Origin of the sequence: Sphingomonas sp. PP-F2F-A104-K0414, from assembly GCF_004340945.1 — a bacterium.
GTDB lineage: Bacteria > Pseudomonadota > Alphaproteobacteria > Sphingomonadales > Sphingomonadaceae > Sphingomonas.
In genome coordinates this window covers 371,556-397,120 of record NZ_SLYD01000003.1, presented here as the reverse complement: position 1 = coordinate 397,120, position 25,565 = coordinate 371,556, and the positions used below count along the sequence as shown (strand labels likewise).

The following is a 25,565-nucleotide window of genomic DNA, read 5'->3' as shown; positions in this document are numbered from 1 at the left end:
CTCCCTCCCCTTCAGGGGAGGGTTGGGGTGGGGCTTCCCCACGGGGCGGCTCACGCGGGGAACTGCCCCACCCCCAACCCCTCCCCTGAAGGGGAGGGGAGCAGAAGTGCCCTACAACCCGATCTGCAGGCTCGCCCGCAGCGACAGCGCCACCCGGCCCTGTTGCTGCTCCGCGCCGAACTCGCCGCCCATCCGGAACGCCGAGCTGCCGCCGACCGCACGCAGCTTGCCGACCCAGCCGCTGGTCCGCTCTTCCGGCGTCAGCGTGAACGACTGCCCGCCCTCGAACGACGCCGTCGTCGCCCCGAGCCCGCCACCGACCAGTTCGCGACGACCGCCCTCGGCCTCGACCCGGAACCAGCCCTGGTCCGGGCTCAATCCGCCGAAGTTCAACCCCAGCGCCGTGCTGGCCGTCACCGCCAACTCGTCGCTCGTACGCGAGCGCACCACGAGGTCGATCGCCTTGCCGCCACCGGTCTCGCTGTAACCGTCCTCCTTGAGCTTGTAATAGTCGATCGCGAGCACCGGGCGGAACACGAAGATACCCTTGCCGCCGTCCCACGACATGCCACCCGACGCGGAGTATAGCGTGCCGTTCCAGTCGCCCTTGGACGTCCGATCGACCGCCTCGCTGCCGATCGCGCCGCTGAACTGGCGGGTGCCGTCAAACGCTATCCGTGCCCCGGAAACGCGCGCATTGGTCTGAAGATCGCCCCAGTGGCCGCGCCAATATCCGGCCAGCTCATATTGGTTCGACCGCACTTCATTGTCGGTGCCGTCATCGGCATCCTGGCCGTTGAGATACGCGAGCGAAGTACCGAAATTGCCCACCCCGGTCTTGTACTCCGCGCCTGCCGAAACGCCCCAGCCGGTGATGTCATAGCCCGCGGTGTCGGCGATGCTCTTCGACGTGCCCCACGCGACCTGCGTAACCCAATAGCCCCATTTGCCTTCGTCCTTGAACGGGCCGTGCGGGTCGGCAAGCACGCGGGCGGTCGCGCGCGAGCCCATCGTGACCGCCTCGAACGTGCCGCCGGCATGCTCGGGCAGCATCTGGCGGACCGAGCCCCGGAATGCGTCGCCATCGGTGATGGTGAGGAACGCGCCGCCGACCTTCGCGTCGTTGCCGAGCGCCTTGTAGACCGCATCATAGGCCGACGCCTGCGAGCGATTGAAACCGAGTTCGGTCGACGATTTGCGCAGCACGTCTACGGTCAGGTCGTTGCCCGTATTGGTCGCGATGCTGCCCTTGTAGAGGAACGGCAAGGCGGTCGTCGTCGCGGTCAGATTGGCCGCCCCCGTCAGCGTGCCGGCGCGCAGCACGACGTAACGCCCCTCCGCAGCGACAACGCTTGTGAGCTTCAGCGCGAGCTTCGAGTCCTTGTCGAACGACGCGGTGCCGGCGACCTGGATCATCGTGCCGGTGCCCCCGGTCTTGTCGAGCGTTACCGCCAGGACGCCGCCGCCGGTCACCGCCAGCGAGGCGATCGACGCAGCCTTGGTGATGTCGAGCGTGCCACCATTGACCGCAACCGCAAGCCCTTGCGCATTGGCGAGCGTGCCGGCGAAGCGCGCGGTGCCGCCGAGCGTCAGCGTATCGCTACCCCCGCCAAAGTCCGCCGCGCCGCTGAAGACCGACGTACCGGCGAGCGTCAGCGCGTCGTTGCCCGCGCCGAACACCGCGGCGCCGGTGAAGGTCGCGTCGCCCGACAGGGCCAGCCGGTTGTTGCCGCTGCCGAACCTTGCGGTGCCGGCGACGGTGCCGTCGGCGACGTCGAACAGGTCATTGCCGCTGCCGAAGCGCACGTCGCCGACGATCGCGGGCGCGGCGATACCGGTCGCGACCGCGGTCTGGCGGACGATCGTGCCGGTGGTGTTCGCCGACAGGTCGATCGCGACGTTGCGTTCCGAGGTGGCGAGCGCACCCGCTGCGCCGATCCCGCCGCTATTCTCCACCAGCGTCACCGTTCCCGACCGGTCGAGGATGCCGATCGCGGTACCGTCGGCGGCTTGCGCGGTGGCCTTGATCGTGCCGCTGTTGCGGATCGTCGCGACCGAGGCGCCGGTGTCGACGAGGACCGCGGTCGAGCGCGATGCCGCCGTGCCGCCGCCCGCTGCCGAGATCGTGCCGGCGTTGCGGATCTCAGCGGTCGACGCGCCGCTGCCGAGCTTCAACGCGGTCGCGCTCGCGCCGTTCGCCGCAGCCGCCACGGTCCCGTTGATGCCGATCCCGCCCGCGATCGTCACCACGCCACCGAGCCCGCCGATCGCTAGCCCGGTGCCTTCGACCCCGCCATAGACGCCGCTCCCCGCGATCCCGCCGTCGATGATCAGCCCGAAACCGGTGCCAGAGCCCGCCACCGCACCGATCGCGACCGCACGCGTGGCCGAGCCGATCTGCACCGCGGGCGCCGCGCCATAGGAGGTGATCGCCGCCGAACCTTCGGCGCTGTCGAGCAGCCCGTCCTTGTCCTCGTCGGTATCGGTGGTGCTCGCATCCTTTGGCGGGACGGCGAAGATGATCCCGCCCGAGACGTTGCCGGCGACGATCAGCGCGGAGCCGCCCTGCAACAGGTCGTCGGCGTCGAGCTTGCTGGTATCGACGGGCGCGGTGACCGACCGATAGCCGGTCGAGCCCAGCGCGCCCTGGACGACGAGCGCGCCTGCGATGTCGCCATCGACACGCGCGGCGACTGCGCCTTGCCCGATCGCCGCGATCGTGCCGGCGAGCCGGACGTTTCCAGTGACGTCGGCGATCCGCACGCCGGTCGATCCGTCGCCGGTGACCGAGGTCTGGCCGTCATGCGTGAACGCGCCGGTCAGCGGTCCGCCGAGCCAGATGCCCGCGGAGTTGTTGCCCTTGATCGTGATCGCGCCGCTGTTGACGATCGCGCCGGTATACGCGCCGGCGGTGCGGATCCCGGTGCGCCCGGTGCCTGCTGCGAACGGGCCGTCGAGATCGCCGTCCTTGTCGGTGTCGGTGGCCGCATAGCTCTCGTCGATGATGATCTTGCCCGCCGCGGCGTTGGTGATGCCGCCGCCGGTGCCCGCATTGGCGAGGATGCCGGTCGAACCGTCGGCGTTGGTGACCTGGATCGTGCCTTCGTTGACGACCGAATTGACGCTGTCGACGGTCACCGCGGTGCCGCTGGTCGGCGTGACCGACCCGGCCGCGACGATCTTGAGGTTGTCGGCTGCGCCTGCCTTGATCGTCGAGGTCCGCACCGCATCGGTCCGCTTGGTGTCGATGACGGTCTGCGCGTGGGCGCCCGTCGTCACGGCAAACAGGCAGGTGGTGGTCAACAGGAGACGACGCATACGGAACCCTTTTCGATGTGTTTTCGAAGAGAGGACGGAGGCGTGGTCCGCGAACCTTGAACTGCGGTGCATTATCGCGCGGCACCAGGATCGCGGCGGCGCGTTATCGGCTCGATAATTTCAGGGAATTGCCAGCATGATCACCACTATCGCCGAACTCGACCGCATCCGCGACGACAGCAAGCGTCTCGTCACGACGCGTTCGATGATGTCGGCGGGCGCGGCGGTCGTGCCGATCCCCGGCGCGGATATCGTCGCGGACATCGGCCTGCTCACCAAGCTGCTGCCCGAGATCAGCAAGCGCTTCGGCCTCGATCACGACCAGGTGAAGACGATGGAGCCGCAACTCGCGCAGCAGGCGCTGGTGATGGCGTCGAGTCTCGGCAACACGATGATCGGCCGGATGGTGACCAAGCGCATCGTCGCCGCCCTGCTGCGTCGCGTCGGCGCCCGCGTGGCGGTCGGATCGATGGCGAAGTTCATCCCGTTTGCGGGCTCGGCGGTGGCTGCGACGATTAGCTTCGGCGCGATGAAGCTGGTTGGTAATTCGCACGTCGAGGATTGCTACAAGACGGCCCTCGCACTGCTCCCTGCCGACCAGCGCGCACTGGCGAAGGTCTGAGCTTTGATCCTCCCCCGCCAGGGGGAGGTGGATCGCATAGCGAGACGGAGGGGGGGGAGGACGCGCAACGGATGTGATCGTTACCTCCCCCTCCGTCTGGCAAGGGCCAGCCACCTCCCCCTGGCGGGGGAGGATTGCAGCGTCAGAACGCCGCATCCAGCCCGATCCGCACCGTCCGCGGACGCTGTGGCGTAATCTGGCCACTACCCACTTGGAACGGCGTTCCCAGCGCAAACCGGTTGCCGACGCTGTCCGTCAGGTTCGTTACGCCGAGCGTTACCCCCAACGACGCTCGTCCGACCCGCGCGGTCAGCGCGGTATCGAGATAATCCCCCTGCTCCTCGCCGAGCACGGGCCCCACGCCCAGCCGCGACCGACCGACATAGCGCGCCCAACCATAGACGCGCAGCTCCAGGTCACGGCCGACATCGCGCCGGTAATCCGCCCCCAGCCGTCCCGCATAGCGCGCGATGTTCGGCACCTGGCTCATCCGCGCGAGCGCCACGAACAGATTGGCGCTGGGTTCGGTCACGCGGCTGTCATTGTAGGTGAAGCCCGCGTCAAGCGTCAGCCCCGCGACCGGCTTCCACCCGCCGGTCGCGCTGAACGTCCAGATCCGTCCGTCGCCGATATTGGCGGTACTCGGCAGGCCGGTCGCGTCGATGAAGTCCGCCTGGATATCCTGCCAGATCGTGTGCGACACGCTCGCCGACAGATACGCGCTGTCGACCCCTGCCAGCCCATAGCGCACGCCGCTCTCCAGCGTCCGCACGCGATCATTCTCGAACCGCCGCACGAAATCGCTCTCGATCGCGAGGCCTCCCGGACGGAATCCCTGTTGATATCGCCCATACAACGACAATTTCGGCAGCACCGCGGCGATCAGCGAGGCGGACGGCAGCACGCTCGTCTCGATCCGGTCCGCGGTCACGCGCGCACGGGCCAGCGCAACCGTCTCCAGCCGCGCCGGCGCGATGTCCTCACCAGTCCCGGCCAGCGATGCCCGTGTGACGCGCGCGCCCGCCGTCGCGGTCAGCCCGCGCACCAGCTGCATGCTCGCCTCGCCGTACAGCGTCGCCTCGTCGATACGGTTGGTCACGCCCGTCACCGGCGCAGGCGCATCGATCGGTCCGAGCGAGCGCGACAGCCGAGTCCGATTATGCGTGAAACTGCCGCCGACCACCCAGCCGAAGCCGTTCCGCACCGGCCGCCATACCCGCGTCTCGTTCGCGATCAGGCTCGTCGCGTTGCGTTGCGCGAACACGCGCGCCTCGCCTTCGGGCAATGTCGCATCATAGCGTTCGGTCAGCGTCTGGCGGACGATCCCGGTCGAGGATTTCACCTTCAGCCCGCCGATCTCGCCCGATACGACGACCTGCCCCATCATGTAATCCGCGGAGAAGCCCTGCACGATCGCGCTGGACCGCGTCAGCGCGGGTGCGTCGCGATCGGCATATTGGCTGTCATCGCCTTTGGTCCATTGCCCGATCCCGCCGAGATCGACGGTCCAGCCGTTCCCCGCATCGAGCCGGAGCATTGCGCGTCCGCCACCGATCCGAGTCCGGTTGACGTCGCGCCGGTCGAGCACCGGATTGTCGATATAGCCGCCCTCGCTCACGCCGTAGCCGACGACGCGCAGTGCGACGCGCTCGCCGAGCGGCACGTTCAGCGTCGCCCCAAGATCTGCGCCCGGATCGCCGTGCCATGTCGCCGAGAGACCGCCCGCGATCGACGCGGAGACCGCGCCCAGTTCCGGCGCGTTCGGCACGGTGCGGATGATCCCGCCGAGCGAGCCTGCGCCGTACAGCGTGCCCTGCGGGCCTTCGAGCACCTCGACCGACGCGATGTCGTAGAGGCGCAGATCGGGATCGGGGGCATTATAGCTCAGCCGCAGGTCGCCGAAATATTGCCCCACCGTGGTCTGGGTCGGCCCGGTGAAGCTCGAATCGGCGATGCCGCGGATGAACAGCTTGTTGCGGCCGGCACCGAGATGCGTCGACGACACGCTCGCGAGCCGCGCCAGGATCGCCTCGGTCCCGCCCGCGCCGCCGAGCGCGAGGTCGACGCCATCGAGCAACGCCACTTGCCCCGCAAAATCGCGCAACCTGACGTCGCGCTTGCTGCCGGTCACGACGACGTCCGCACCTTCCGCCACAGGTGCGGCAACCGGAATGACTTTAGGCCTCTTCGCCCGGACCGACACGACACGCGGCGCGCGCGTCACGAGCCGCCACCCGACCGGCCCCGCCGCGACGACATCCGCATTCACCGCAGACGCCAACCGGTCCAGTGCCTCGCGCGCGCTCATTCGCCCACGCACCGCCGGCACGCGCCGCGCCCACAGCGCCGGATCGCCGACGACGATGCTCGTCCCCGACTGCCGCCCAAGCGCCAGCACTGCATCCCCAAGCCGCCCCGCCGGCAAATCGACCGCCGGCGCTCTGATAGTCAGAGGGCCCGCCTGCGCAGGAGCGGCGACGACGAGCGCCGCGACGACCAGACATCCGCGCATCCTCACGAGCGCGTGGACATCACCCAGTGACCGCCGGTCTTGCGGATCGCGACACCCAGCAGCGGCGCGGCGAGCCGGGGATCGCCCGCCAGCTTGGCGGTCGCGATGCTGCCGCTGAACGGCCGCTTCGCCACAGTCGGGTCGGCGCGCAGGTCGACGCCCAGCGCGCGCGACAGGTCGTCCGCCACCTCCGCCAGCGTCGCGCCTTCATAGGCCAGCACGCTGTCGCGCCACGATCCGACGCTGGCCACATCGACGGCTGTCACGGTCGCCGTGCCGTTGCGCACGACCAGCCCCTGCCCCTTTACGAGCCGGATGCCTTCGCGCCCCGGATTGTAATCGACCGCGCCCTCCGACACGGCGACGCGCGTCTCGCCTAGTGCGAACTTCACGTCGAACGCGGTACCGACGTCGACCAGCCGCGCGCCGCCGACGCTTACCTCGAACGGATCGCTATCGTCGTGCCGGACCACGAACATCGCCTCGCCGCGCTCCAGCGTCGCGATCCGCGGGTCGTCGCGATCGAGCATCAACCGCGTCGCACCGCCCATCGCGATGCTGCTGCCGTCAGCGAGGCGCACCGTCCGCATCGCCCCCGCCGCCGTCTCGACCGCATAGGGGTGCGCCCTCGTCTGGGTCGCTTCATAGCCGACGACGAGCGCCAAAGACGCCGCGATCGCCCCGCCGGCCCAGACCGGCCAGCGGCGGCGCGCGGCCGTCACGACGACCGGCGCGGGCTGCATGGGCGGTACGGCGGCCGCCATATCCTCAAGATCGGCCGATATCGTATGATACGCTGCCGCATGACGCGGGTCCGCTTCCAGCCACGCCTGAAACGCCGGCCAGTCGTCGAACGCATCGCTGCCGGTCCGGACGACCCAGTCCAGCGCCGCCAAGTCCAGCGCGCGTGCGTCGATATCGTCATGCTCCGCCATCATGGCCTCCTATAGCCGAAGACGGAGGCGATCGCGTACGCCCTTGAAGATTCACGAGTCATAGCGCCGCTTTGCATCGATCATCGCGCGGTAGGCTTTCCGGAGGTCGCCCTCGACGGTGCTGAGGCTCACCCCGAACTCCGCGGCGACCGCGCGTTGCTCGACCCCGTCGATCCTGTGCCGCCGGAAGATCCGCGCGGCCCGGTCGCCGACCGACTGCAACGCCGCCTCCGCAAGCGCCGCCTCTTGGCGCGCGATCACGACGCGTTCGGCTGACGGCTCCTCGGACCGATCGAGCGAGGGGCCACCCGTCGCCTCGGTCCACGCCCGATCACGCTTCTCCGCCTGCCGCGCCGCGCGGTGGCGATCGAGCATCAGGTTGTTCGCCATCCGGTACAGATATGAGAGCGGCGATGCGATCGGCCCGCTCGGCGCCGTCTGGATCCGCACCCACAGCTCGTGCAGCAGATCCTCGGCCGCATCGGCCGCGCCGAGCGAGCGGATAAACCGCAGCAGCGCGTCGCGGTTTGCGAGAAAAACGGCCTCAAGGCCCGAGGAATCCATGTTTCGCCCGTGTCGTTAGGCCGCCGATCGGCGCTCGACGGCACCGTGTTCCCGGCGGGACGTACCGCGCTTGCCTCGGACGTACAATGAGCACGACCTGTCGCACCTGCGAGGCAAGGCACCGAGAGCCGCCCAAATCCGGTTAAGCGGCTAGATCCTACGCGATCCGCGCGGCATCAACCGATATTCCGGATGATCGCTCTGCACCGCGCCCAGGTGCGCATCCATGACCTGTCGCATCGCCTCTGCGGTGTTGGCGATACCGGGGCCAGGCGCCCCGTCCTGATTGAGCGATCCACAGTTGCAGGGTGGATCGAGCAACGCGACGATCCCGCGCTCCATCGCGCGGAGGTGCGGATCGAGCGTAGCCTTGTCCATCCCCGCCAGCCGACCGTGCAGCGATGGCCGCAAATACACGAAGGCGAACCGCGCCAGCATCGCTTCGTCGAGTAGCGCAAAGTCGTCCCAGTGCCGCGCCGCAAAGCGGAACTTTTCATAGTGCATTTGCAGGGCGCCGGCCGTCTTCGATAGGCGCGCGCGATCCGCCGCCAACAGCAGGTCGCCGAGGCGGGACGGCGCGTCGTCGCCAATCTGGTTGAGCGCCCGTTCGCCGATCGTGACGCCGTGACCGCGAAAGCTCATTCCCGCGATATGCTTGGTCCAGCGGTCACGGGCGACGTTGCCATTGGTCGGTCGGCCGATACCGGCAAACGTGCCGATATAGAAAAGCTCCCGGTCCCAGAAACAGGCATAGATCCCCGGCCCGCTATGCCCGTCGCGCGCGATCGCCCGCTGGCCGGCGTCGGTGGGCCGGTAGTCGACGCGCAGGTTTGCCAGCGCATGCGTGCCGGGCGTACTCACGGTCCGCAGTCCGAGCAGGTCGTCGCCGCGGATCGAGATCGTCGGCAGGACCATCGGGCTGATCTGTTCACCCTCGATATTATGGTAATAGTTCATCGTGCGTGGGCCGACATCGCATTTCCCGGACACTGGATGGGACCCCGTCGGTAAGCGCGGCGGCACAGCGGCGTCAGTCCGGGAAATACCCCCGATACACAGCCTCCGGTCATGCTGGCGGCCTCCTGTCCGGGTATTTCCCTACTTCTGCCCGGCGTGGTTCGCGGTATCGAGGCGGGGATGGCTTCCGTTCCCCTTTCCGCCGCCGATCGTGCCGCCGAGCGCGCCGATGCTGCCGAGGTCGCAGCACTGGCGCCGTCGCGCGACGGTTGGGCACGCTGGTTGCCGCGCGAGCGCGAATGGCTGGTGCTGGCAGGATACGGCGTCATCTTCGTCGCGCTGCACCGGCTGGCGGTCCTGTGGGGCGGGGTTGGCTATTATTCGCTCTGGTTTCCGGCTGCCGGGGTTCGCCTCGCCTTGTTCTGGCGGTTCGGCGCGCGTCTCGCACCGGCCGCGGCGATCACCGAGATCATCGTCCAGTGCCTGACCGGGGTCGTCGTGTTCACGCAACCCGAATGGCCACGCGGTATAATCGGTGTCGCCAGCCCCGTTCTCGCATACGGCATCGCGGTCGCTGTGGTGCGCCGGGTTGCCGATGGCGCCACCGGTAGCCTGGCGACCGCGCCGATGCCGCTCGGACTCGCCTCCGTTCTGGCGCCCCTGGCCGCCGTCGCGTTCGCGCTGCCCTGGTCGATCATGCGGCCCGACATCACGAACGTCGCCAATGTCCGCGATGTGATCGCGTCGTTGACCGGATTTGCGGTCGGCGACATGCTCGGCGTCCTGCTGATCGCGCCGCCGCTGCTCTGGATCGCCGATCTGTCGAGCGGCAGGACCGCGATGCCTGCAATGTTTCCGTCGCACCGGCATATTGCGGAAGCCGTGCTGGTGCTCGGCGTGTCGCTCGGGCTAGTCGGAACGCTGGCGACGATCGGCCTCGGCATCCCGGCGACGCCGGTATTGCTGGCGATCGCCTGGATCGGGCTGCGGTTCGGCCGCGCCGCGGCGTGGGCCGCGATCGTCGTCACCGCGATTCTCGTCCTGCCCGAAACGACCGGCGCGATGGCCGTCGACCAACGACTCGCGCTCCATATGAGCCTCGCCGCGGTAGCCGTGGTCGGGTATCTCGCGGGCAGCTTCGCCGATGCCGAAGCGCGCGCGCTTGCTGCGGTGGCTCGGCGCGACCGGATGCTGTTCCAGGCCGAACGGCTCAAGACGCTGCGGGCGATGTCGGTCGCGGTCATCCACGAGATCAGCCAACCGCTGTCCACGCTCGCGATCGAGGCGCGCCATTTGGTCGAGATCAGCGGCAACGCCGATCCCGATATCGCCGAGACGGCGCGGCTCATCGAACGCAAGACCGCGACGCTGTCGACGCTGGTCCGCCGACTGCGCCGGTTCGGCGGTCGCGCGGTCGACGAGCCGTCGCTGTTGCCGATCGGGACCCTGCTCGACACCGTCACGGCGCTGACCCGGCCCGAGGCAAGCGTCGCGGGTGTCGCGATCCGGGTCGCACCCGTCGATCCCGAGTGGACCGTGCTGGCGCAGGAGATCGAAATCGCGCAGGCGCTCGTCAATCTGGTTCGCAACGCCGTGCAGGCTACCGACGACGGCGTAGTCGAGATCGCGGTGACCCGCCGTGACGAACGGATTGCGATCGCCGTGGTCAATCATTGTGCCGATCACCCCCTCGTCCATGAGGGCATGGGCGTCGGCTCGCTCGTGGCGAAGGCGATCGTCGAGGCGCATGGCGGCACGCTGTCCCGCGCCGATCGTGGACTGGCGCGGATCGCGCATGTCGTCACGCTCCCGCTGGTTGGCACGCTCGCCGGAGACGCCGCATGACCTCGATCGCTTCCAGACCGACGGCGGTGTACGTGCTCGACGACGACGCCGATCTGGGGGCCAGCGTCGCGCGGCTGCTCGCCCGGCATGGCCACGCCGCCCGCGCGTTCGTCGAGCCGATCGCGTTGCTGCACGATTATCCCCGCGACCCTGCCGCCTGCATCATCTCCGACGTGATGATGGGCGACATGGATGGCTTCACCTTTGCCGATGCGGTCCGCGAGCTCGATCCGGATGTCGCGCTGGTGTTCATGACGGCGTGGCCGACCACCGCCAACGCGGTCGACAGCGTCCGCCGCTATGGCGGGCTCGACTATCTCGAAAAGCCGATCGACGAGGATCGCCTGCTGACCGCGGTTGCCGAAGGCGTGGCATGGTCGAACAGCCGCCGCCTGCTGTCACGCCGTACCGCGTTGCTGACGACGCGCGAGCGCCAGGTGTTCGACATGCTGGTGCGCGGCCATAGCAACAAGGCGATCGCGGGCGCGCTGGGACTCAGCATCAAGACGATCGAGAACCACCGCGCCGCGATCGTCACCAAGACCGGCACCAACGGATTGGCGCAATTGATCGCGCTCGTTTCGTGAGCGCTGGGATGGCCCCGTTCGACAGCGGGTCGCTACGCCAAACGCCCGAAAACTCTGGATTTACGATGACCCGATCATGTCTCCCCGTCTCACATTTGAGACCCGTGGACATTTCGCCATTGTACAATCTCGATCAAGTGTTGGCCTTGGCAGGGAGTGGTCGACGCTGGTCGTGCACACCCGAGAATGGGATGTGACGATGCTGGTTTTTCCGATGCGCTCGACGACGGCCGTCGACGGGGTGATGATGACAACACGCTCGGTGGAGGGCGAATTGCGGTCGCGGATCGATGCGCTCGGCAACGTGCGGCACCGCCCGACGGGTGCGTTCGATGTCTCGCGCCTGCCCGGAACCGCGCGGATGCTGGTGATCCCGGAAGGGACGCGGGTCTCGGCACGGATCCGCAACCGGTATTATGATCGGCTGCCCGATGTCGCCATCGTCGGTCCGTCGAGTCGTCCGGTCGCGTTGCAGATCGATGGCAAGGCGCCGGTCGAAATCCCGCTGAGTCCGCTCGACTGGTCGCGGCTGACGCCCGTTGTCGCCGCAACGGTGGCCGATCGGATCCTCGGCGCGGCCGACCTGGGGATCACGTGCCTCGACGACGTCGCCGATACGAACAAGGGCGACATCGCTGGCAGGACGATAGCGCGTCTCGCAGATGCGGTGGTCGCACGCGGCATCGCGCCGCTCGATGGCACGACCGTCGCACTGATCGCGCAGCTGACGGCGTTGATCGACGCAGGGGACGTCGACGATGCAGCGACGGCCGCCGATCATCTGTCGACCTCGCCGCATAATCTTCGCCGGATTGCGCTGCGCTGGTTTGGCTTCCCCCCCAAGACGCTGTTGATGCGGCGTCGCTTTATCGCCGCGCTGGAGCGGTTTCAGGAGGCCGGAATGGACTTCGCGACGATCACGAATTTTGGGTATTTCGATGCATCGCACTTCCTCCGGGATGCCAACCGGTTTTTGGGGACCACGCCGCGGCGCTATCTTCGCCGCATCGATGCCTCGGCTCATGGCAAGTCGGCATCCGACCGCCCGGATTACCGGTAGCGCGAAGGCTGGGATTGATGATCCAGATCAACGTCCAACGACGAGGACACGAGCATGACCAGTGAACGGTCGGACCCTCCGACCACGGCCGAAGCGTGGCAGGATCGGGTCGCCTACCACCGCGACCGCGCGGTTCAGGAGAAGCTGCTTGCGCAGCGCTCGAAGACCGAGGCGGCGCGCGCAGCACATCTCCTACTCGCCGATCAGCATCTCCAGATGATGGCGTCGGCAGAGTTCGTCGTGGCGATGACCGACCCGGAGATGCCCCAAAGCTCGTCGCTGCAGGTCACGGGGTGGCTCATGCGGCAAAGTTACAGCAATTAACTCGAAAGATGGTCCGACGTCGCGTCGGCATCGATCTTTCCGAGATTGATTCCGTCGTACAGCGCTAGCAACGCGGTCACTTCCTCGACCACGGTCTCCTGCTCAGCCCGCCATCGCGCCGTGGCATCGTGCTGCGGCATGCCGCCATGCCCATCGTGCAGAGTAAAACCCTGATCTATCAACCAGATCGCATCTGCCGCCCGCGCACGCTGGCGACGCAGATGATAGACCCATTGTTCGATGATTCCCGATGGAACCAGCCTATCCAGATCGCCCATCCGTCATCCGGTACGGCAAGCATCGCGGCAACGCCAGAGTCCGGTCGCGCAAATTCCGCAGCGTCGAAACCGCAACCTCGCGCAGGGCGGCAGGCGCTATCGGAGCGGAAACACGCGTACGGCGCTTTGCGCGCGGCACGCAGATCGCTAGAGCGCGCGGCGATGACCGATCCTTCCATTATCCGCCGCCTGTACGGCCGACGCCAAGGCCATAAGCTCCGCCTCGGCCAGGCCGCGCTCGTCGAGGAAACGCTCGCCGACCTGTCGGTGCCCGAAGAGGGCCCGATCACCGCCGCGATGCTGTTCGGCGAAGACCGTCCGCTGCATGTCGAAATCGGCTTCGGTGCAGGTGAGCATCTTGCCGGCCAGGCCGCGGCCAATCCCGAGATCGGGTTCATCGGCTGCGAACCGTTCCTCAATGGCGTCGTCGGTGCGCTCTCGCACATCCGCGACGGCGAATTGACCAATGTGCGGCTGTACATGGGCGATGCGCTCGAAGTGATCGAGCGGTTGCCCGATGCCAGCCTCGACCGGCTGTACCTGCTCCATCCCGATCCGTGGCGGAAGGCGCGCCACGCCAAGCGTCGCATGGTCAACCATGGTCCGCTCGACACGATCGCCGCCAAGCTGAAGCCCGGTGCCGAATTCCGGCTCGGCACCGACGATCCGACCTATTGCCGCTGGTCGATGATGATCATGAACGCGCGGCGCGATTTCGTCTGGCAGGCAGAGACGCCGCACGATTTCCTGACGCGTCCCGACGATTGGCCCGAAACGCGGTACGAGCGGAAGGCGCGGCGCCAAGGCCACGAGGTCTGGTATTTCCGGTACGTCCGGGTCTGACCGCGCACGGGGCCTAGCGGGCATCTGAAGCGCCGGACGGGATCGACGGTGTCGGTGATTGTCCGGCGCGAAGCTTCTCGCCTACAAGGGGCGCAACGAGGCGCGTCGGCTCCCGCTGCGCCCAGGGAGAGATCATGGCCCGTCAGCTCGAACGATTCCCGAACCTCGTCGCGATGTTCTTCGCGCGCGCTGCGGAGAAGGGCGATGCGCCGTTCCTGTGGACCAAGACGAGCGGCGCATGGGTCTCCACCAGTTGGGCCGACGCCGCGCGGCAGGTCGCTGCCCTCGCCACCGCACTCACCGCAATCGGCCTGAAGCGCGGCGACCGCGTCATGCTGGTCAGCGAGAACCGGCCGGAATGGTGCCTCAGCGACCTCGCGATCATGGCGGCAGGGTGCATCACCGTGCCGACCTACGTCACCAACACCGAGCGCGATCACCTTCACATCATCGAGAACGCCGGCGCCTGCGCGATCATCGTCTCGACCGCCAAGCTGGCCAGGACGTTGCTCCCCGCGGTGATCCGGTCGAACCAGGCGCAGACCGTCATCGGGCTGGAGGACATGAAGGTCCCCGCCGGGATCGACTTCCACAACTGGCACGCGCTGATCGCCGCGCACCAGACCGCTCCCGAGACCGCCGCCGCCCGCGCCGACTTCGAACGCGAAGACCTCGCCTGCATCATCTACACGAGCGGTACCGGCGGCGCGCCACGCGGCGTCATGCAGCATCACGGCGCGATCCTCCACAATTGCGCTGGCTGCGCATCGGTCATCTCGGAGGATTTCGGCTGGGACGACGAGGTCTTCCTCTCGTTTCTGCCCTTGAGCCACGCGTACGAGCATACGGGCGGCCAGCATTTCCCGATCTCGCTCGGCGGCCAGATCTATTACGCCGAGGGCCTGGAAAAGCTCGCCGCGAACATCGAGGAAACGCGCCCGACGATCATGTTCGTCGTCCCCCGCCTGTTCGAAGTCCTCCGCACGCGCATCTCCAAGACGATCGAGAAACAGGGCGGCGCCTCCGCCTACCTGCTGCGCCAGGCCCTCGACATCGGCGGCAAGCGCTACGCCGGCCGCCTCCGCCTGATCGACCGCCCGATGCAGGCCGCCGTCGCCACGCTCTTCAAGCCGAAGATCTCGAAGAAGTTCGGTGGCCGGCTGAAGGCGATGATCTCGGGCGGCGCACCGCTCAACCCCGAGGTCGGGCTGTTCTTCGAAGCGCTCGGCCTCACCTTCCTGCAAGGCTATGGTCAGACCGAAGCCGCCCCCGTCATCTCCTGCAACCGCCCCAAGGCCGGCGTGCGGATGGACTCGGTCGGGCCGCCGCTCAACGACACCGAGGTCCGGATCGCCGAGGACGGCGAGATTCTAGTGCGCGGCGAACTCGTCATGCACGGCTATTGGCGCAACGATGCCGAGACCGCGAAAGTGCTCAAGGACGGCTGGCTCCACACCGGCGACATCGGCGAGATCGACGACCGCGGCCGGATCCGGATCACTGACCGCAAGAAGGACCTGATCATTAACGACAAGGGCGAGAACGTCGCCCCGCAAAAGGTCGAGGGGATGCTGACGCTACAGCCCGAGATCGCGCAGGCGATGATCGCTGGGGACAAGCGCCCGTACATGGTCGCGCTGATCGTGCCCGACCCGGAATGGACGCAGGAATGGTGCGCGGGCAACGGCGACGCGTGCAGCTTCGCGCGTCTGGCGGAGAACAGCGAGTTCAGGACGGCGATCGGGCATGCGGTCGAGCGGGTGAACGCGGACCTGACGGTGACAGAGCGGGTGCGGCGGTTCGTGCTCGCGGATGGCCCGTTCACGATCGAGAACGAGCAGCTGACCCCCAGCCTGAAGATCCGCCGCCACGTCCTGAAACAGGCCTACGGCGAGAGGTTGGACGCGCTCTACAAATAACCCTCTCCCCACGGGGAGAGGGAGGGGCCCGCGCGCCCTTGCGCGTGGGAGGGTGAGGGGCGTGAGGCTCGCAACGCCTCCGCCAAAGCCCCTCACCCTTCCGTCGCCAAGTGGCTCCTCCCTCCCTCTCCCAGGCGGGGAGAGGGACTAGGCGGTCACTTCTTCGCCGCAGCCGGCACGACGGCCATGGTCCAGTCCTTCTCCGGCCGCAGATACTTCGCCGCAGTCGCCTGCAACTCCACCGGCGTCGTCGCCACCAAGTCCGAAGCAATCCGCTGCGTCGCCGCGATCCGCCGCGGGTCGAACGTAGCCCCGCCGAGCTGCTGCAACCAGAACTGGTTCCCGGTCGAGGCACGCAGGATATACTGCCCCATCGGCTTCTTGATCCGGTCGAGCTCGTCCGCCGCGATCGGCGTCGACACCAGTTCCGCTGCGATCTGGCGGGCGATCTGGAAGAAGAACGACACCTTGTCCGGCGCGACCTGCCCGATCGCGACCATCCGCCCGCCGGTGTTCATCCCCACCGGCCACTGGCTCGACACGTTGGGGCTGTAGCTCGCGCCCGCCGCTTGCCGGAGACGCTCGAACAGCCGGTCGCTGAACACCTGCGCCAGCACGTCGAGACGCCGCGCCTCGACGATGTTGTCGATCCCGCCGCCGGTCGGCCATGCGATCACCGCCGCTGCCTGGTTCTCCGGCCCGGTATGCGCGCGCATCACCGGCGTCGCATTATGCGCGGGGAAGCCGACCGGCGCCCCCACCGTCGACACCGCCGTCCGCGGCTTCATCGCCCCGAACGACTTCGCCACCGCGGCGATCGCGTCCTCGGTCTTCACGTCGCCGAAGATCGAGACCTCGATCGGCCCGGTCTTGAGGATCGGCTCCCAGAATGCGCGGAAGTCTTTCGCATTCAGCGCCTCGACGGTCGGCTTCGACGGCGTCCCCCAACGCGGATCGCCCGCGCGCAGCAGGCCCTCAAGGTCACGCGACAACACGCCGTCGGGCGACGAATCATAGCCCGCAAACCCCGCCAGCGCCGCGACCCGCGCACGCGCTACAGGCGCCGGGTCCCACGCCGGGAACGCCAACTTGGCCGCCATCAGCCGCAACTGATCGGCATAATCCGCCGGCGACGTAATCGCGCTCAGCGTGAACGCATCGTCGTCGATTCCGAAGTCGAGCCCGATCCGCCGACCCGCAGTCAGCTGGTCGAGATCGCCCTGATCGAGCTTGCCGATACCGCCTGCAACCAGCGCAAGATCGCCCGCCCATGCCGGAGTCGGCCGGTTCGACGGGATCGCGGTATAGCCGCCACCGAACCGCACGCGGACATACACGCGCCCGGTCTCGCCCGCGTTCGGGAACAGCAGCACGCGCGTGCCGTTGGCGAAGTTCACCTGCTCCATGTCGAACGCGGCAATCTTCTCGCGGCTCGCAACGACGCCCGGCTTGCCGAGCGACGGCAGCTTCGAGAAATCGACCGCCGCTTGTGCGCGACGCTTGCCGGCGAGACCCGACACGTCAGCCTTCAACGCGGTCGCCAGCTTGGCCGCAGCGCCCGCATCAGGCGTCTGCGTATTGACAAGGGCGCGCGTTGCCGTGCCCTCGAAGATCGCCTTGCTCGACGCGAGCAGCGTGGCGGGCGTGAACATGCCCTTCGCCTTGGCGTCCTGCAAAATCTTGTACGAGGTTTCCGGCCCAGCCACCGTCTCGCGGATGTCGAGCGCGCCGACCATGTCGTCCGCCTGCTTCGAGCCCGCCTCGACCTTGGCCGTCTCGACGCTGGTCCGCATGATCGTGTCGAAATCGGCATACTCGCGGTCGACTTCGGCCTGGCTCGGCGCGTTGGTCTGCGCGTCGGCGATCACCGCGCGCACGTCCTTCAACGCCGCTTCCCAATCGGTCCCGATCGGCACGATGTTGACGCTGGTCAGGTTCGCCGAGCGCGAGACGTCGTCGATCGACACGCCCGCCTGAAGGAAGCTGCCGCCCGCCCGCGCCCGCGTTTCCAGACGACGACTGATGAGCCGCGTCGCGAGCACGTCGACCAGCCGCTTCTGGTTCATGATCGCGGTGTCGTCCTTATACTCCCAAGGCCGCACCACGCCGAGCGTCACCACTGCCGGAATAGCCGGCTCTGCGATCGTCGCGGAGACCGGCGCCTTCGGGTCGGGCTTGCCGAAATCGGGCGCAGGCGTAACCGGGTCGGTGCGCTTCCAGTCGGCGAAATTCTTGACGATCAACCGTCCGAACAATGCCGGATCCATGTCGCCCGAGATGATGACGACAGTGTTCTCAGGGCGATACCAGCGATCGTGGAACGCCTTGACCGTAGCGCCGGTCGCCGCCTCCAGCGTCTTGATATTACCGATCGGCGAGCGATCCGCGAGCGGCTGGCCCGCGAAGAACGTCGCCCGGATCGCATCGCCGAACCGCACCTGCGGCCCCGGCTGCTCGCGCTGTTCGGCGAGCACGATCGGGCGCTCGGCTGCGACCGACGCGTCGGTGATCGTCGGCCTCTCCATCATGCCGGACATGATCTTCAGGCTCTCGTCGAGCCCCGCCTCGGTTGCCGAGGGCAGGTCGAGCTTGAACGTGGTCGAGGTCGGCGTCGTCTGCGCGTTAGTGTCCGACCCGAAGGTCGCGCCGAACCGCTGCCACACGCGCTTGGCCTCACCGTCCGGCACGTACTCGGACCCGCGGAACGAGAGATGCTCGATGAAATGCGCAAAGCCCCGCTCGCTGTCCGTCTCGTTCAGCGACCCGGCATCGATCCGCACGCGCACCGACACCTGGCCCGGTGGCACGCCGTTCTTGCGCACTGCAAACCGCATGCCGTTGGGGAGAGTCCCGAACTTCCACTCGGGGTCCCGCGTAAGGTCGCTGCCCTTGTAGAGCCACGCGGTCGTATCGATCCCCGGCAGTTCGGGAAGCGTCGGTACTTCCTTGGCGGGAGTGGAAGCGGCCTGTTGCGTCGCCATCTGGCCGCTTGCCGGAATGGCCAGCCCAAGCACGAGGGGGAGCAGGACGGGAGCGCGATACAAGCGCGAGAAAGACACCATGGTGCATCTGTAGCGGTCGCAGGCGTCGCTCGCCAGTGCCCTGCCTCAGCACCGAGCGTGCGGATGCCATCATTTCGTCCAACACTGCCGGTATATCGTGTTCTAACAACGGGATCGGCAGCGCAACGCGCCGGGATACAGGGTAGAGATGACTGTCGAAGCCGAACTGAGCCACGAACTGGGCCATGCACTGGGGCAGTCTTCATTGTGGCCGGAATCGGGCGGGCCGGCGGTACGCCGCGGCGCACGAATGCCCGATCTGAACGTCATCTCCGGCGCACCCAAACCCGGCGCGCCGATGGTCGCCGAGGCCAACCGCCCGCTGATCATCCGCGTCGGCAAGCATTTGCGCGGCGTATTCGACCGCATGATCGCGTCGTCCTCGCTGGTCGCCAACGATCCGGTGCTCGACGTCCGCGACTTCGCCTGGACCGCAGGCCTGCGCGAGAACTGGTCCGCGATCCGCGACGAGGCGGTCCACGTCGCGCTCCAAGGCGAGGCATCCCCCAGCCTCGCGACGATCTCGCCCGATCACCGCTCGATCGCCGAAGTCGACAAATGGCGCTCGTTCTTCCTCTACGGCTACGGCTATCCGATCGAGGAGAGCCTCGCGCGCTGCCCGCACACGGCGGCCGCCGTCGCGCGCATCCCCGGTCTCAACAGCGCGTTCTTCTCGATCCTCGCGCCGGGCACGCACATCCCCGAGCATCGCGGCGTGACCAAGGGCCTGATCACCTGCCACCTCGGCCTGATCGTGCCCCGCGACGGCGACGTCCGCATGCGCGTCCACGACCGCGTCGTGCGCTGGGCGGAAGGCGAGACGCTGGTGTTCGACGACACCTATCAGCACGAGGTCTGGAACGACACGACCGGCACCCGCGTCGTCTTGCTGATCCAGTTCGAACGCCCCCTGCGCAACCCGGGCAAGTGGATCGCCGACCTGTTCCTGGGCGTCGTCCGCCGCTCCGCCTTCGTCCAGGACGCGGTCCGCAACATCGGCAGCTGGAACGCCGCAGTAAAGGCGATGGACGTCTGAGTTCACCCCACCTGCCAACCCGTCGCTAATACAAACTCTGTCGCCACTACAAACTCAGTCACCCCAGCGAAAGCTGGGGTATCTCGGTTCGAGCCACGCGCTTCCCAAGGGGGATACCCCAGCTTTCGCCGGGGTGACGGACTTGAGGGATTACGGATTTGGGGGAGGCCCGGTCCGTCCAAAGCATGTTCTCCCGCGCAACGTCCCCCCTCCTCACCCCCCGAAAGAAACCGTTTCCCGTTCCGCGCTTGATCCACCGCGCCCGTCGGGCCACATGCGGTGCATGCTCATCGAAACGGAATCCACCCCGAACCCCTCGACGCTGAAGTTCCTGCCGGGACGCACCGTCATGGACGCTGGCACGCGCGACTTCGCCACGCCGGAGGAGGCCGAGACCAGTCCGCTGGCCGAGGCGATCTTCAATCTCGGCGACGTGACCGGCGTGTTCTTCGGCCGTGACTTCGTGTCGGTAACAGCGGGGCCGGGCGTCGCCTGGTCGGACCTCAAGCCCGACGTGCTGGCGATCCTGCTCGATCACTTCTCCGCCGCGATGCCGCTGTTCAAACCCGCGCGCGCCGGCTTCTCGGTGCCATCGGACGAGCCCGCGCTGTCGGACGATCCCGCCGACGCCGACATCGTCGCGCAGATCCGCGAACTCATAGACACCCGCGTCCGGCCCGCAGTGGCGAACGACGGCGGCGACATCGTCTATCGCGGCTTCGACAAGGGCAAGGTGTTCCTCCAGCTCCAGGGCGCCTGCGCCGGCTGCCCGTCGTCGAGCGCCACGCTCAAGAACGGCATCGAGCAGCTGCTCAAATACTACGTCCCCGAAGTCACCGAAGTGCGAGCCGTCTGATGCGCGAGAAATTGGACGACGCCGTCCTCGATACGATCTTCCGCGAGGCCCGCAGCTACAACGGCTACACCGACCAGCCGGTCGCCGAGTCCGAGCTGCACGCGATCTGGGACCTGATGAAGTGGGGCCCGACCTCCGCCAATCAGCTCCCCGCGCGGCTGATCTGGGTGGTCAGCGACGAGGCCAAGCAGAAGCTCGCCGATGCATGCAGCGCGCAGAACCAGCCGAAGATCCTGAAAGCCCCCGTGTCGGTGATCATCGGCATGGACACCAATTTCCACGAGCACCTGCCCGAGCTGTTCCCGCACGCCGATGCGAAATCGTGGTTCGACGGCAACTCCGAACTGCGCGAGGCGTCCGCCTTCCGCAATTCGACGCTCCAGGGCGCCTATTTCATCATCGCCGCGCGGATGCTCGGGCTCGATACCGGGCCGATGTCGGGCTTCGACGCGGGCAAGGTCGATGCGGCGTTCTTCTACGATACGCCGGCGGTGCGGACCAACTTCATCTCGACGCTCGGCCACGGCGACCCCGCGACGATCTTCGGACGGTCGCCCCGCCCCGATTTCGCGAAGTTCAACACGATAGCCTGACCGCGCTAGCCAACGGCGCTAGCCAAAGGCCGTCACCCCAGCGAAAGCTGGGGTCTTCCCGTTAATGGCCAGGGCCTTCGCCAACCGGGAGACCCCAGCCTGCGCTGGGGTGACGGGCGTTGGGACGTTGGGATGTGACGGAATAAACAATGCGCACGCTAGTAGTCGAAACATCCACCACCGCCTGCTCGGTCGCGCTCATCGAGGACGGCGCCGTCCTCGCCCGTGCGCACGAAGTCGTCGGCCGCGGCCATGCCGAACGGCTCATCCCGATGATCGCCGAGCTCCCCAACGGCGGCCGCGCCGACCGCATCCTCGTCGATTGCGGCCCCGGCAGCTTTACCGGCGTCCGCGTCGGCATCGCCGCAGCCCGCGGGCTAGCACTCGGTTGGGATGCGGAAATCGCCGGCTTCTCCTCGCTCCCGCTCATCGCCGCCGCCGGTTTTGCCGACCGCTTAACCGACGATATTGCGGTCGTCATGGAAGGCGGGCATGGCGAGGTCTTCATGCAGTCCTTTGCCGCCGATCTGTCGCCGCGATCCGACATGGTATCGCTGAAGCCCGCCGCCGCGCTCGCCGCGCTGGCGGGGCGGCGTGCGGTCGGCAACGGCGTCCGCTGGCTTGCTGCACTGGATGCCCAGTTCGAAGGGAGCCTCGACCTCACCGAAGCGCTACCCGACGCAGCCTCCGCGATCCTGCTCCCGCCAGAACTGACCGCGCTCCCGCCAAGCCCGATCTACGGCCGCGCGCCCGACGCCAAACCCTCGGTCCCGAAATAATGGCCACGCGCCAGGCCACCACCCGCACCGTCACGCTCCGCACCGGCGACGCCCGCGATCTCGCGATCGTCGACGCGCTGATGACTCACGCATTCGACCCCCGCTACGGCGAGGCGTGGACGCGCAGCCAGTGCCTCGGCGTGCTAGCGCTCACCGGCGTCCACCTCACGCTCGCGTTCGTCGACGACTTCCCCGCAGGGTTCACGATGACCCGGTCGGTCGCCGACGAAGCCGAACTCCTGCTGATCGCAGTCGCCCCCGATTATCGTCGTCGCGGCGTCGGCACCGCCTTGATCCGCGCGGCCATCGCCGAATGCTCGGTCGGCAGCATCGCCAAACTCCATCTCGAAGTCCGCGCCGGTAACGACGCGGTCAAGATGTATGCTACACACGGCTTCGCGAAGGTCGGTGAGCGCCGCGCCTATTACCGCGGCAAGACCGGCGTCGCGTATGACGCACACACCTATTCGAAAGATATCAACAGCTAAGGCTTATTGCGAGTCACTATCCCTTTTCGCAACAGCGCGGACGTCCTACATGGGGTGCAACGAGGGAATGACACATGCCGCGCAAGATCGATCTGGAAGCACTCTGCAACGAGAAGGGCCTGCGCATCACCGAGCAGCGCCGCGTCATCGCACGCGTGCTGTCCGAGGCGGACGACCATCCCGACGTCGAGAAGGTCTATGAGCGCGCATCGCAGATCGACCCCGGCATCTCGATCGCGACGGTGTACCGCACCGTCCGGTTGTTCGAGGAAGCCGGCATCCTCGACCGCCACGATTTCGGCGACGGCCGCGCCCGGTACGAGCCTGCGCCCGAAGCGCATCACGATCACCTGATCGACGTCGAGAGCGGCAAGGTGATCGAATTCGTCGATCCCGAACTCGAGCAGTTGCAGAAGGCGATCGCCGAGAAGCTGGGCTTCCGGCTGGTCGATCACCGCATGGAACTCTACGGCGTCGCGCTCGCCCGCAAGGACTGAGCCGATCGGCCGGGTGCGATTTGGGGCGCGGCTGGCGGCGCTGTTGCTCGCGCTGATTCTGGCGCTTCCGTTACATGGCGCGTGGCGACTGTTCGGTCGGAAGTCGCCTTGGCCGCCGCGGTTCCTGGGACTGGTCGCGCGGATCGTCGGCGCACGGGTGCGCGTGGTCGGCACCCCGCTTCGTCACGACGTCGTGTTCGTCTCGAACCACCTGAGCTGGATCGATATCCTGCTGCTCTCCGGCGCAACCGGCAGCGCCTTCGTGGCGAAATCCGAACTGCGCAGCGCCCCGCTGGTCGGCTGGCTCTGCACACTCAACCACACCATCTTCGTGTCGCGGGCCGACCGCATGGCGGTAACCGCCCAGATCGCCCAGGTCCGCGACGCGCTTGCGGCAGACTGGCCCGTGACCTTGTTCCCCGAAGGCACGACGGGAGACGGCACGACGCTCCTCCCTTTCAAGGCGGCATTGCTGGCGGCCCTGGACCCGCCCCCGCCGAGCGTCCGCGTGCAACCGGTCCGCATCGATTATGGCGCGGCGACCGATGAACTCGCGTGGGTCGGCGACGAGCCCGGCCAACACCACGCCGCCCGCGTCCTGAAGCGCAAAGGCAGCTTCGTCGCGACGCTGCACTTCGCAGAACCGTTCGATCCCGCGGAATATGGCGACCGAAAAGCCATAGCCGCCGAAGCAAGGCGCCGCATGGAAGCGCTGTAGCCCGAACAAAGAGTGTTCCCCCGCGAAGGCGTGGGCCCAGTCTGGACTCCCGCCTTCGCGGGGGAACAAAAGGGGCGCGACCGGCTCCCCAGCTTCTCAACGGAGGAACGCCACCCCGGCGAAGGCCGGGGCCCAGTTGGAAAGGTCGCTGTAACGGAGCGCAGACCTTAGTCAGCAATGTCCCCCAACTGGGCCCCGGCCTTCGCCGGGGTGGTGGCACTTTCCAGGGTTGGCGCCGTGTGACGGGCAGGAGCAACGCCCCCTCCCCCCGCCCGCACAAATTTGGTACGGCCCCCGCATGTCCCCTCCCAAAACCTTCCACGTCAAATCCTTCGGCTGCCAGATGAACGTCTACGACGGCGAGCGCATGGCCGAACTGATGGCCGCCCAGGGCCTCACGCAAGCCGACGCAGTCGACGCCGACGTCGTCGTCCTCAACACCTGCCACATCCGCGAACGCGCCACCGAAAAGGTCTATTCCGACATCGGTCGCCTCCGGAAGGACCAGCGCCGAAAGTCCGGCAAGACCCCCATGATCGCCGTCGCCGGCTGCGTCGCGCAGGCCGAGGGTGAGGAGATCTTCACCCGCGCCAAGGTCGACATCGTCGTCGGCCCGCAAGCCTATCACAACCTGCCCGACCTCGTCGCGAAGGCCGCCGCCGGCACCCCGTCGCTCGACACCGACATGCCGCTGCTGTCGAAGTTCGGCGCGCTCCCCGCCCGGCGGAAGGTCGCCCCCTCGGCGTTCCTCACCGTGCAGGAAGGCTGCGACAAGTTCTGCACCTATTGCGTCGTCCCCTACACGCGGGGCGCGGAGATCAGCCGGCCGTTCGCAGCGATCGTCGATGAGGCAAGGGCGCTGGTCGACGCCGGCGCGCGCGAAATCACGTTGCTCGGCCAGAACGTCAACGCGTGGTCGGAAAACGAGCGTGGCCTCCACGACCTGATCCGCGACCTCGACCGCATCCCCGGCCTCGCGCGCATCCGCTACACCACCAGCCACCCCAACGACATGACCCAAGGCCTCATCGACGCGCACCGCGACATCGAGAGCCTGATGCCGTTCCTCCACCTTCCCGTGCAAAGCGGCAGCGACCGCGTCCTCAAGGCGATGAACCGCAGCCACACCCGCGACTCCTATCTCCGCCTGCTCGACCGCGTCCGCGCCGTCCGCCCCGACATCGCGCTGTCCGGCGACTTCATCGTCGGCTTCCCCGGCGAAACCGACGCCGAGTTCGAGGACACGCTCAGCCTTGTCGATGCAGTCGGCTACGCGCAGGCCTACAGCTTCAAATACAGCCCCCGCCCCGGCACGCCTGCGGCCTCGATCGTCGAGCAGGTCCCCGAAGCCGTGATGGACGAGCGCCTCCAGCGTCTCCAAGCTGCGCTAAACCGCGACCAGCACGCCTTCAACGCCGCTACACTAGGCCGTACCTGCACGGTCCTGCTCGAACGCACGGGCAAACTCCCCGGACAGCTGATCGGCAAGTCCCCGTGGCTGCAATCGGTCCACTTGATCGGTAACCACGCGATCGGTGACCTGGTCGAGGTAACGCTAGCCGCCGCCGGCCCGAATTCCCTGACCGGCATCGAACGCGTGCGCGAAGCCGCCTGAAACCTATCCTCCCCTGATAGGGGAGGTGGCAGCCCGAAGGGCTGACGGTGGGGTGACCGCGCTATCGAGAGGGCGTCACCCTTCCGCCTGGCAAGCGCCAGACACCTCCCCTTACCGGGGAGGATCAGTGAGGACCTCTCGCTGCCGAGGCGCCAAG

Annotated in this window: 22 protein-coding genes; 15 read left to right on the top strand and 7 right to left on the bottom strand. The window is 67.5% G+C overall.

Annotation, left to right across the window (positions count from 1 at the left end; genetic code table 11):
* Nucleotides 1–111: 111 nt before the first annotated feature.
* Nucleotides 112–3,318, bottom strand: coding sequence for an autotransporter outer membrane beta-barrel domain-containing protein (locus tag C8J46_RS09020; RefSeq protein WP_132737730.1), 3,207 nt, complete (start codon nucleotides 3,316–3,318; stop codon nucleotides 112–114).
* A 136-nt stretch (nucleotides 3,319–3,454) separates the two neighbouring features.
* On the opposite strand from C8J46_RS09020, the gene C8J46_RS09015 reads away from it, so the two are divergent.
* On the top strand, nucleotides 3,455–3,940 hold the full coding sequence (locus C8J46_RS09015) for a hypothetical protein (protein ID WP_132737727.1): 486 nt from the start codon (nucleotides 3,455–3,457) through the stop codon (nucleotides 3,938–3,940).
* Nucleotides 3,941–4,082: 142 nt separating this feature from the next.
* Here C8J46_RS09015 and C8J46_RS09010 read toward each other — a convergent pair whose 3' ends face one another.
* The 4 genes from C8J46_RS09010 to C8J46_RS08995 form a co-directional block, all read right to left on the bottom strand.
* A complete protein-coding gene (locus C8J46_RS09010) occupies nucleotides 4,083–6,452 on the bottom strand; it encodes a TonB-dependent receptor (protein ID WP_132737724.1) in 2,370 nt (789 codons plus the stop codon).
* Between the two features lie 2 nt (nucleotides 6,453–6,454).
* Nucleotides 6,455–7,387 (bottom strand): FecR domain-containing protein, encoded by a 933-nt coding sequence (locus C8J46_RS09005; RefSeq protein ID WP_165886497.1) that lies wholly within the window; start codon nucleotides 7,385–7,387, stop codon nucleotides 6,455–6,457.
* A 51-nt stretch (nucleotides 7,388–7,438) separates the two neighbouring features.
* The gene (locus C8J46_RS09000) at nucleotides 7,439–7,951 is read right to left on the bottom strand and encodes a sigma-70 family RNA polymerase sigma factor (protein ID WP_132737718.1); all 513 of its coding nucleotides are present in this window, start codon (nucleotides 7,949–7,951) and stop codon (nucleotides 7,439–7,441) included.
* A gap of 150 nt (nucleotides 7,952–8,101) precedes the next feature.
* On the bottom strand, nucleotides 8,102–8,908 hold the full coding sequence (locus C8J46_RS08995; protein WP_132737715.1) for a hypothetical protein: 807 nt from the start codon (nucleotides 8,906–8,908) through the stop codon (nucleotides 8,102–8,104).
* A gap of 180 nt (nucleotides 8,909–9,088) precedes the next feature.
* Here C8J46_RS08995 and C8J46_RS08990 point away from each other — a divergent pair, with 180 nt between their 5' ends.
* From C8J46_RS08990 to C8J46_RS08975, 4 genes are all read left to right on the top strand, one after another.
* On the top strand, nucleotides 9,089–10,753 hold the full coding sequence (locus C8J46_RS08990; protein ID WP_243643292.1) for an ATP-binding protein: 1,665 nt from the start codon (nucleotides 9,089–9,091) through the stop codon (nucleotides 10,751–10,753).
* The gene (locus C8J46_RS08985) at nucleotides 10,750–11,340 is read left to right on the top strand and encodes a response regulator (RefSeq protein WP_132737713.1); all 591 of its coding nucleotides are present in this window, start codon (nucleotides 10,750–10,752) and stop codon (nucleotides 11,338–11,340) included. Before C8J46_RS08990 ends, C8J46_RS08985 begins: the two co-directional genes overlap by 4 nt.
* A 199-nt stretch (nucleotides 11,341–11,539) precedes the next feature.
* Entirely contained in the window at nucleotides 11,540–12,400 is an 861-nt protein-coding gene (locus tag C8J46_RS08980; RefSeq protein WP_165886496.1) for a helix-turn-helix domain-containing protein, read from the top strand.
* 54 nt (nucleotides 12,401–12,454) lie between these two features.
* A complete protein-coding gene (locus C8J46_RS08975; RefSeq protein ID WP_132737707.1) occupies nucleotides 12,455–12,724 on the top strand; it encodes a hypothetical protein in 270 nt (89 codons plus the stop codon).
* Here the strand turns inward: C8J46_RS08975 and C8J46_RS08970 are convergent.
* Nucleotides 12,721–13,002: a hypothetical protein gene (locus C8J46_RS08970; protein ID WP_132737704.1), complete on the bottom strand. Its 282-nt coding sequence runs from the start codon at nucleotides 13,000–13,002 to the stop codon at nucleotides 12,721–12,723. The genes C8J46_RS08975 and C8J46_RS08970 overlap by 4 nt on opposite strands.
* Before the next feature lie 162 nt (nucleotides 13,003–13,164).
* Here C8J46_RS08970 and trmB point away from each other — a divergent pair, with 162 nt between their 5' ends.
* Nucleotides 13,165–13,845 carry a tRNA (guanosine(46)-N7)-methyltransferase TrmB gene (gene trmB, locus C8J46_RS08965; protein ID WP_132737701.1) on the top strand — a complete coding sequence of 227 codons (681 nt, stop codon included), beginning with the start codon at nucleotides 13,165–13,167 and terminating at the stop codon, nucleotides 13,843–13,845.
* A 134-nt stretch (nucleotides 13,846–13,979) separates the two neighbouring features.
* Nucleotides 13,980–15,764 (top strand): AMP-dependent synthetase/ligase, encoded by a 1,785-nt coding sequence (locus tag C8J46_RS08960; RefSeq protein WP_132737698.1) that lies wholly within the window; start codon nucleotides 13,980–13,982, stop codon nucleotides 15,762–15,764.
* A 155-nt stretch (nucleotides 15,765–15,919) separates the two neighbouring features.
* Here C8J46_RS08960 and C8J46_RS08955 read toward each other — a convergent pair whose 3' ends face one another.
* Nucleotides 15,920–18,826 carry a M16 family metallopeptidase gene (locus C8J46_RS08955; protein ID WP_132737695.1) on the bottom strand — a complete coding sequence of 969 codons (2,907 nt, stop codon included), beginning with the start codon at nucleotides 18,824–18,826 and terminating at the stop codon, nucleotides 15,920–15,922.
* A 148-nt stretch (nucleotides 18,827–18,974) separates the two neighbouring features.
* Between C8J46_RS08955 and C8J46_RS08950 the strand changes: the two genes are divergently transcribed.
* From C8J46_RS08950 to miaB, 8 genes are all read left to right on the top strand, one after another.
* Entirely contained in the window at nucleotides 18,975–19,862 is an 888-nt protein-coding gene (locus tag C8J46_RS08950) for an aspartyl/asparaginyl beta-hydroxylase domain-containing protein (RefSeq protein ID WP_243643291.1), read from the top strand.
* A 283-nt stretch (nucleotides 19,863–20,145) separates the two neighbouring features.
* Nucleotides 20,146–20,718, top strand: coding sequence for a NifU family protein (locus tag C8J46_RS08945; protein WP_056050182.1), 573 nt, complete (start codon nucleotides 20,146–20,148; stop codon nucleotides 20,716–20,718).
* A complete protein-coding gene (locus C8J46_RS08940; protein ID WP_132737692.1) occupies nucleotides 20,718–21,311 on the top strand; it encodes a malonic semialdehyde reductase in 594 nt (197 codons plus the stop codon). The genes C8J46_RS08945 and C8J46_RS08940 overlap by 1 nt, the downstream gene beginning before the upstream one ends.
* A gap of 149 nt (nucleotides 21,312–21,460) precedes the next feature.
* On the top strand, nucleotides 21,461–22,090 hold the full coding sequence (gene tsaB, locus C8J46_RS08935; protein ID WP_132737689.1) for a tRNA (adenosine(37)-N6)-threonylcarbamoyltransferase complex dimerization subunit type 1 TsaB: 630 nt from the start codon (nucleotides 21,461–21,463) through the stop codon (nucleotides 22,088–22,090).
* Nucleotides 22,090–22,578: a GNAT family N-acetyltransferase gene (locus tag C8J46_RS08930; RefSeq protein WP_132737686.1), complete on the top strand. Its 489-nt coding sequence runs from the start codon at nucleotides 22,090–22,092 to the stop codon at nucleotides 22,576–22,578. Before tsaB ends, C8J46_RS08930 begins: the two co-directional genes overlap by 1 nt.
* Before the next feature lie 74 nt (nucleotides 22,579–22,652).
* The gene (locus tag C8J46_RS08925; RefSeq protein WP_055873135.1) at nucleotides 22,653–23,075 is read left to right on the top strand and encodes a Fur family transcriptional regulator; all 423 of its coding nucleotides are present in this window, start codon (nucleotides 22,653–22,655) and stop codon (nucleotides 23,073–23,075) included.
* Between the two features lie 13 nt (nucleotides 23,076–23,088).
* Nucleotides 23,089–23,793, top strand: a complete 705-nt coding sequence (locus tag C8J46_RS08920) for a lysophospholipid acyltransferase family protein (protein ID WP_243643290.1) — start codon at nucleotides 23,089–23,091, stop codon at nucleotides 23,791–23,793.
* A 298-nt stretch (nucleotides 23,794–24,091) separates the two neighbouring features.
* Entirely contained in the window at nucleotides 24,092–25,408 is a 1,317-nt protein-coding gene (gene miaB / locus C8J46_RS08915; RefSeq protein WP_132737680.1) for a tRNA (N6-isopentenyl adenosine(37)-C2)-methylthiotransferase MiaB, read from the top strand.
* Nucleotides 25,409–25,565: the final 157 nt, after the last annotated feature.